Origin of the sequence: Burkholderia sp. Se-20378 (assembly GCF_017104665.1) — a bacterium.
Classification (GTDB): domain Bacteria; phylum Pseudomonadota; class Gammaproteobacteria; order Burkholderiales; family Burkholderiaceae; genus Burkholderia; species Burkholderia lata.
This window is the reverse complement of record NZ_JAAGPG010000411.1, coordinates 1-7,660: the sequence shown is the minus strand read 5'-3', so window position 1 is coordinate 7,660 and position 7,660 is coordinate 1. Positions and strand designations below refer to the sequence as shown.

The window sequence follows — 7,660 nt, the reverse complement described above, 5'->3', positions numbered from 1 at the left end:
CGATCGTGCTGATCGAGCAGCGGCTGCAGTTCGCGCCAAGGCTCGCGCGGCGCGTCGCGGTCATGGGGCGCGGACGGATCGTCTACGACGGCGCACTCGACGGCCTGGGTGGCGAGGTCGCGAACGCATGGCTGAGCGCCGGCTGACGGCGCGCGCGCGATTGTTCGGAAAACTCCGCCAGTCAATTCGTGTCGAGCCGCTTTATCGCTGCCGCACCGCACAGTAAATTGCCAGCCATACCGGTTGCGCATCGGCGCAACAACCCGGCAACCGGCACCATCCATCGAGAGTCTTCTGACTGAGGAATGAGATCATGAGCAAGCTGGCAAACAAGGTAGCGATCGTCACGGGCGGATCGAAGGGCATCGGCGCGGCGATCGCGAAGGCGCTGGCCGCGGAAGGCGCGTCGGTCGTCGTCAACTACGCGAGCAGCAAGGCGGGCGCCGACGCGGTCGTCAGCGCGATCGTCGAAGCCGGTGGCCGCGCGGTCGCGGTGGGTGGCGACGTGTCGAAGGCAGCCGACGCGCAGCGCATCGTCGATACGGCGATCGAGTCGTATGGCCGTCTCGACGTGCTCGTCAACAATTCCGGCGTGTACGAATTCGGCGCGATCGAGGCGATCACGGAAGAACATTACCGTCGCCAGTTCGACACGAACGTGTTCGGCGTGCTGCTGATGACCCAGGCGGCCGTCAAGCATCTCGGCGAAGGCGCGAGCATCATCAACATCAGCTCGGTGGTGACCAGCATCACGCCGCCCGCGAGCGCCGTCTACAGCGGCACCAAGGGCGCGGTCGACGCGATCACCGGCGTGCTCGCGCTCGAACTCGGCCCGCGCAAGATTCGCGTGAACGCGATCAACCCGGGGATGATCGTGACCGAAGGCACGCACAGCGCGGGCATCATCGGTTCCGACCTCGACAAGCAGGTGCGCAGCGAGACGCCGCTCGGCCGTCTCGGCGAACCGGACGACATCGCGTCGGTTGCCGTGTTCCTCGCATCGGACGACGCACGCTGGATGACCGGCGAGCATCTCGTCGTGAGCGGCGGGTTGAACTGACCGGATCACGCCGCGCCGGCAGCAGGGGCGGCGCAATCCCGCAGACGCTGCGGTGAGTCTGCTTCGGCAGATCACGCAGCGTGCCGCTGATTGCTGTACGACCCACGACATTCGATGCGCGAATGCGGCATGCCTGCGATTCCTGTAGAGGCCGCCCTCTGATCCCACATCGCACCGCCGCATAAAACTGTCATGCGGCACGCGCGGCCACGGTGCATGCAGCTCGCCGCACGTGACCGGACCCATCCCCCCGAATTCTCCTCGATCGCCCGTCGCGCAAGGCTGACGGGCGTTTCTCGTGCTGCGCCGCCGTCTCGTCGGGTGTTGGGTCGATGCGTCACGCGCAAGCCACCCATTCAAGTTGCGAATGTGTGCATCGCAACAATCCATTTCATCCGCGGCGCGCCGGGCGGTATGGTGAACGCACGTTCGAAATTCATCGACCGATGCCCATCCCTCTTGCGAAGGCGCCATGAACACGACTCACGATCGATCCAGGCACGCGGGACGTCCAGCCGCCGGCGGCCCGCCTGAAGACGGCGACGACCGACGCAACGCAGGTCTGCGGCTGCCGGCGAAGCTGGTGGGGCCGATCGTGCTCGGCACGCTGCTCAACGCGCTGAACTCGTCGATGATCGCTGTCGCGCTCGTCAGCATCCAGCAGGCCTTCGCGCCGCACGGCGCCGCGCAGGAACGCATCGATACGCTGTGGCTCGTGTCGGGCCTCTATCTCGCGACGGCCGCCGGCCAGCCGACGATGGGGCGGCTCGCCGATCGCTTCGGGGCGAAGCGGATCTTCTGTCTCGGTCTCGCGATCGTGCTGGTCGCGTCGTCGCTCGCGCCGTTCGCGCCGACGCTCGGCTGGCTGATCGCATCGCGCGTCGCGCTCGGCATCGGCACGTCCGCCGCCTATCCGGCCGGCATGGCGATGATTCGTGCATGGTCGCAGCAGCACGCGAACGGCGCGACGCCGACGGGCGGCCTCGGCGCGATTTCGATCGCGGCGCAGGTGGCCGTCGCGTTCGGGCCGCCGCTCGGCGGCGCGCTCGTACAGTTCGCCGGCTGGCGCGCGATCTTCTGGATCAACGTGCCGATCGTGCTGGCCGCCTTCCTGTTCGCGTGGCTGTGGATTCCGGCCGACCCCGTCCGTCGCGGCGCGCAGGCGCGCGACACGCTGAAGGAACTGGATCTGCCGGGCGTCGTGCTGTTCGTGCTGACGCTTGCGAGCCTGCTGCTGTTCCTGCAATCGGTGTCGCGCGAACCCGATTGGCTGCTGCTGGCCGCGACGCTCGTGCTGGTGCCGTTGCTGATCCACCGCGAGCGCCAGGCCGCGGCGCCGCTGATCGACATTCGCATGCTGGCCGAAAACCGTCCGCTGCTCGGCACGTATCTGCGCTGCGTCGGCACTTATGCCGTGTTCTACGCGATCTTTTACGCGCTGCCGATGTGGCTGCAGGAGGCGAGGGGGCTGTCGGCCGCCGATGCCGGCCTCGTGATGCTGCCGGTCGCCGCCATCGGCACGGTCACGACGATGCTCGCGACCCGCATCGTGCACCGGCACGGCGCGCGCCCGGTGCTGGTCATCGGCTCCGCGCTGCTCTGCGTCGGCAGCGTCGTGATGAGCCTGATGACGAGCAGCCTGCCGATCGCGGCGATCGTCCTGCTGTCCATCGTGTTCGGTGTTCCTAATGGTTTCAACAATCTCGGCAATCAGGCCACGCTCTACCAGAGCACGCCGCCCGACCGGATCGGCACGGCCTCGGGGCTGTACCGCACCGCGCAGTACGTCGGCGGCAGCCTGTCGTTCGCGCTCGTCGGTCTCGCGCTCGGCCATCCGGCGAGCGATCACGGCCTGCGCGAGCTTGCCGTCGTCCTGGCGGTCATCAGCGTGCTGCTGTTGCTCAATGCGGTATCGAGCCGGCACCTCGATGGCGCCGTTTCTTCCGTTCCACAACAAAAGTGAGGGTTTTACATGTCCATTCCGACGCTCAATCGCACCGCCGCGCTCGTCGCCATCGATCTGCAGAACGGCATCGTCTCGCTGCCGGTCACGCCCTATACCGGCGCACAGGTGGTCGCGAAGACGGTCGAGCTGGCGGCGGCTTTCCGCGCGCTGGGGCTGCCCGTCATCTACGTGCACACGAGCTACCAGCCGGACGGCGGCGTCGCGCTGAAGGTGAAGACGGATGCGCCGTCGTCGCCGCCGAATCTGGATCCCGAATGGAGCGCGTTCGCGCCGGCGCTCGGCGTGCAGCCGTCCGACATCGTCGTGACGAAGCATCAGTGGGGCGCGTTCACCGGCACCGACCTGGATGTGCAGCTGCGCCGCCGCGGCATCACCGACATCGTGCTGACGGGCATCGCGACCAACATCGGCGTCGAATCGACGGCGCGCCAGGCATACGAAAACAACTACAACGTCGTCATCGTGAGCGACGCGGTCAGCACCTCGTCGGCCGATGCGCAGACGTTCGCGCTGACCCAGATCTTCCCGAAGCTCGGGCAGGTCGCGGCGGCGGCAGACGTGGAGGCGGCACTGGAGCAGGCTCAGTCGCGCTGAAGCCGGCGAATCGTTCGGCGCGCTTTTGCAAACATCAATCGTTTACCGAGGAATGGCGATGATCAAGACCGATGCATGGGTTCTCTACGCGGGACCGGAACCGACCCGACAGCAGCCGCCCGTTGCGGGCGAGCTGCGCCGCGAAACCTTCGAATTTTCCAGTCTCGAAGCCGACGAGGTGCTCGTCGAGCCGCTGTACGGATCGTGGGAAGCGAACCTCGACCATGCGCTGTCGCGCAATCCGGTCGACATCTGCCGCCAGCGCCGCGAGGACAAGATCGTGCTGGGTAACGGCGCGCTGGTGCGCGTCCTGGAGCGCGGCAGCGCAGTCGGTACGTTGAAGGACGGCGAGATCTGCATGGTGATGCCGTTCGGCAAGCGCGACGAATACGGGTTCGCCGAGCTCGTCTACGCGTACGACGCGCCGGGCACGATCGGCGTGATGGCGCAGCGCACCAAGATGCGCGCCGACAACCTGGTGCCGGTGCCGACCGACAGCCGCCACTCGCTGCTGCAATGGGCGACCTACGGCCGCTACTTCACCGCATGGGACAACTGGAAGGTCGCGTCGGCGTGCTGGCGTTCGCAATTGCCGGACGTCGATCCGGCCGACAACCTGGTGTTCGGCTGGGGCGGCGGCACGACGCTTGCCGAGCTGCAGCTCGCGAAGCGCGAAGGCTTTCGCGTCGCGATGACCGCGAGCAACGACCGCCGCCTCGAGGAGCTCGCGAAGCTCGGCATCACGCCGGTCGACCGCCGCAAGTTTCCGGATCTCGCGTATGACGAGGCGCGCTACCGGGCCGATCCGGAATATCAGGCACGCTACCGCGAGTCGGAGCGCGTCTTCGCCGAGACGATCGCCGAACTGAGCGGCGGCCGTGGCGTCGCGATCTTCCTCGACAATCTCGGCGGCGCGCTGTATCGGGCGACGATGCGCGTGACGGGCCGCACCGGCATCGTCGCGACGGTCGGCTGGAAAACCGGGATGCGCCTGTGGAACCTGCGCGCGACGGAGTGCATCAACCGCCGCCTGCACATTCACACGCACGCGTGGCGCTACGACGACAGCATCACGATCCGCGACTTCCAGGAATCGACCGGCTGGATCGGCCAGGAACCGACCGAAATCTTCGATTTCGACGACGTGCCGAAGCTGGCGTCCGATTACCTGAACGGGAAGATCGAGACATATTTCCCGATCTATCGGATCAACGCGGTCTAAGCCGCGGGGCGCGCGCCGTGCATGTATCGTCGCATGATGTTTAGGCATGCAGACGATGGTGATGCGCGGCGCGCCATGCAATCTATCTCGCAGGAGAACGTCATGGCCTCTGTGGAAACCGGGGAGGTCGACGCCGACACGGCGTCGGACCGCTCCAGCCGTGCGCCGCTCGGCGGCATTCGCGTGATCGACGCCGCGACGCTGTTCGCCGGCCCGCTCGCGGCGACGATGCTCGCCGACTACGGCGCCGACGTGATCAAGGTGGAACATCCGACGGGCGATCCGGCGCGCAAGTACGGCGCGCGCCGCGATGACGTGCCGTTGTGGTGGAAGGTGGTCGCGCGCAACAAGCGGGCGGTCACGCTGAATCTCGGCGCGCCCGACGGCCAGCGGATCTTTCGCGAGCTGGCCGCGCAGGCCGACGTGGTGGTCGAGAATTTCCGGCCCGGCACGCTGGAGCGCTGGGGGCTCGGCTACGACGTGCTGTCCGCGATCAATCCGCGGCTCGTGCTCGTCCGGGTCACCGGCTTCGGCCAGTTCGGCCCGTATGCGCGCCGCCCCGGTTTCGGCACGCTCGCGGAGGCGATGAGCGGGCTGGCGGCGGCCACCGGCGAGGCGGACGGGCCGCCGCTGCTGCCGTCGTTCCCGCTGGCGGACACGGTGGCGGGGCTGACCGCCGCCTTCGCGATCATGACGGCGCTGAAGGCGCGCGATCGCACCGGACGCGGGCAGGTGGTCGATCTCGCGATCATCGAGACGATGCTCGCGGCAATGGGCGCGCAAGTCGCGAGCTACGACCAGACGGGGCGCGTGCCGGAGCGCACCGGCAACCGTTCGCCGAACAATTCGCCGCGCGGCGTGTATCGGACGTCGGACGACAAGTGGGTCGCGCTGTCGACGTCGGCGCACAGCATCGCGGAGCGCGTGATGCGGCTCGTCGGCCGCGCCGACCTGATCGACCAGCCGTGGTTCGCGAACGGCGTCGAGCGCGCGAAGCACGCAGATGAACTGGATGCGGCGGTGGGCGGCTGGATCGGGCAGCGCACGCGCGCCGAGGTGCTCGACGAGTTCGAGCGCGCGGAGGCGGCCGTCGCGCCGATCTACGACGTGGCCGACGTGCTGGACGATCCGCAGTATGCGGCGCTCGGCTCGGTCGTCACGATACCCGACGCCGAACTCGGCACGTTCCGCACGCACAACGTGCCGTTCCGTCTGTCCGACACCCCCGGCGCGATCCGCTGGGGCGGGCCGTCGCGCGGGGAGCACAACGATGAAGTATTCGGCGCATTGGGACTGGAATCGCAGGACCTGGCCGACCTGACCGAACGAGGTGTGATTTGAAACAGAGCGCAACCTACCGCAGCTATCTGTACGTGCCTGCGCACAAGACGCAGGTGGTCGAGAAGGCCTACGCGAGCGAGGCCGACGCGATCGTGCTGGATCTCGAGGACGCCGTGCCGGCGAGCCACAAGGTCGACGCCCGCAAGGCCGCCGCCGCGATTCTCGCGGGCGGCCCGCCGAAGCCGACCTACGTGCGCGTCAACCCGATCGGGAGTCCGTGGTGCCGCGACGACGTCGAGGCGATCGCGCTGCCCGCGCTGCAAGCGCTACGCCTGCCGAAGTGCGATTTTCCCGCGCATATCCAGGAAGTCGCGGGCTGGCTCGACGCGCTCGGCAGTGAAGCAGGGATCCAGATCCTGATCGAATCGGCGTATGGCGTGGAGACGGCTTACCCGCTCGCGACCGCGTCGCCCCGGCTGGAGCGGATCGGGCTCGGCGAAAGCGACCTGCGCGCCGACCTGCGGATCGGCGTCGACAACTTCACGCTCGAAGTGTGTCGCGCGCGCTGCGTGGTGGTGTCGCGCGCGGCGGGGCTGAACGGGCCGATTCAGACGGTTTATCACACGCTGAACGATCTCGACGGTCTGAAGGAATCGACGTTGCGCGCGAAATCGATGGGGTTCGTCGGCCGCTTCGCGATTCATCCGTCGCAGGTTCCGGTCATCAACGCGGTATTCACGCCGACCGACGAAGAAATCCGCGCGGCCGAGCGCGTGCTGGAGGCAGTCGATGCGGCGGACGGCGAATCGTCGGTGTTCGTGCTGCCCGACGGCCGCGTGGTGGCGCCGCCGCTGATCGCGAACGCACGCGTGACGCTCGCGCTTGCGAGCCATCTGCGGCGCGACGGAGTACCGGCATGAGTACACCCGACACGCTTTCCGCACCGGCCGCGGTCGCGAGGCCAGCGAGTCCGGACGGCATCATCGGCGCGCTCGGCCGCTTCGCAGCGGCGGTGCGCGCCGACGGGCTCGACCGCACGCTGCGCGTCGGGGCGGCCGCCCGCGTGCTCGACCTGATCGGCAACAGCCTGATCGCACACGACGAACCCGTCGCGCAGTCCGTGCTGCAGGTCGCGCGGCGCTGGGCCGGCAACGGGCCGGCGAGCGTGATCGGCGCGCCCGACCGGCTGCCGGCTGCGAGCGCCGCGCTCGTCAACGGCACGCTTGCGCATGCGATGGATTTCGACGACTCGCACATGCTGTCGGTGCTGCATCCGCGCGCGTCGGTGATTCCGGCCGCGCTTGCCGCCGCGCAGGCGAGCGGTGCGTCGGGCGCGGCGCTGCTCGATGCGATCACGGTCGGCACCGAGATCTGCATCCGGCTCGGCGTGGCCGCCTACAACCCGCAGATCGGCAATTCGGTGTTCTTCGAGCGCGGCCAGCATGCGACGTCGATCTGCGGGACGGTCGGCGCGGCCGCGGCCGCGGCGATGCTGCTCGGGCTCGACGCCGCGCAAATCGCCGCCGCGCTCGGGGTA

General features: G+C 68.2%; 7 protein-coding genes and 1 pseudogene. All 8 read left to right on the top strand.

What is annotated here, in order from left to right; all coding sequences use genetic code 11:
- Positions 1 to 146: pseudogene (locus tag G3N93_RS29735) on the top strand (ABC transporter ATP-binding protein); the annotation flags it as partial.
- A gap of 167 nt (positions 147 to 313) precedes the next feature.
- Positions 314 to 1,060 carry a glucose 1-dehydrogenase gene (locus tag G3N93_RS29730; protein WP_174934613.1) on the top strand — a complete coding sequence of 249 codons (747 nt, stop codon included), beginning with the start codon at positions 314 to 316 and terminating at the stop codon, positions 1,058 to 1,060.
- A 472-nt stretch (positions 1,061 to 1,532) separates the two neighbouring features.
- The gene (locus G3N93_RS29725) at positions 1,533 to 3,023 is read left to right on the top strand and encodes an MFS transporter (protein ID WP_206134561.1); all 1,491 of its coding nucleotides are present in this window, start codon (positions 1,533 to 1,535) and stop codon (positions 3,021 to 3,023) included.
- Between the two features lie 9 nt (positions 3,024 to 3,032).
- On the top strand, positions 3,033 to 3,620 hold the full coding sequence (locus G3N93_RS29720; protein WP_174945990.1) for a hydrolase: 588 nt from the start codon (positions 3,033 to 3,035) through the stop codon (positions 3,618 to 3,620).
- 58 nt (positions 3,621 to 3,678) lie between these two features.
- Complete coding sequence (locus tag G3N93_RS29715) at positions 3,679 to 4,842, top strand: zinc-binding alcohol dehydrogenase family protein (protein ID WP_174945992.1); 1,164 nt, start codon at positions 3,679 to 3,681, stop codon at positions 4,840 to 4,842.
- 102 nt (positions 4,843 to 4,944) lie between these two features.
- Positions 4,945 to 6,183 (top strand): CaiB/BaiF CoA-transferase family protein, encoded by a 1,239-nt coding sequence (locus G3N93_RS29710; protein WP_206134560.1) that lies wholly within the window; start codon positions 4,945 to 4,947, stop codon positions 6,181 to 6,183.
- Entirely contained in the window at positions 6,180 to 7,043 is an 864-nt protein-coding gene (locus G3N93_RS29705; protein WP_206134559.1) for a CoA ester lyase, read from the top strand. The genes G3N93_RS29710 and G3N93_RS29705 overlap by 4 nt, the downstream gene beginning before the upstream one ends.
- A partial coding sequence (locus G3N93_RS29700) for an MmgE/PrpD family protein (protein ID WP_206134558.1) occupies positions 7,040 to 7,660 on the top strand: 621 nt, incomplete at its 3' end. The genes G3N93_RS29705 and G3N93_RS29700, both read left to right, overlap by 4 nt.

Coding starts and splice junctions, on each gene's coding strand:
- G3N93_RS29730 (WP_174934613.1), top strand. CDS start 314: ATGAGCAAGCTGGCAAACAAGGTAGCGATCGTCACGGGCGGATCGAAG.
- G3N93_RS29725 (WP_206134561.1), top strand. CDS start 1,533: ATGAACACGACTCACGATCGATCCAGGCACGCGGGACGTCCAGCCGCC.
- G3N93_RS29720 (WP_174945990.1), top strand. CDS start 3,033: ATGTCCATTCCGACGCTCAATCGCACCGCCGCGCTCGTCGCCATCGAT.
- G3N93_RS29715 (WP_174945992.1), top strand. CDS start 3,679: ATGATCAAGACCGATGCATGGGTTCTCTACGCGGGACCGGAACCGACC.
- G3N93_RS29710 (WP_206134560.1), top strand. CDS start 4,945: ATGGCCTCTGTGGAAACCGGGGAGGTCGACGCCGACACGGCGTCGGAC.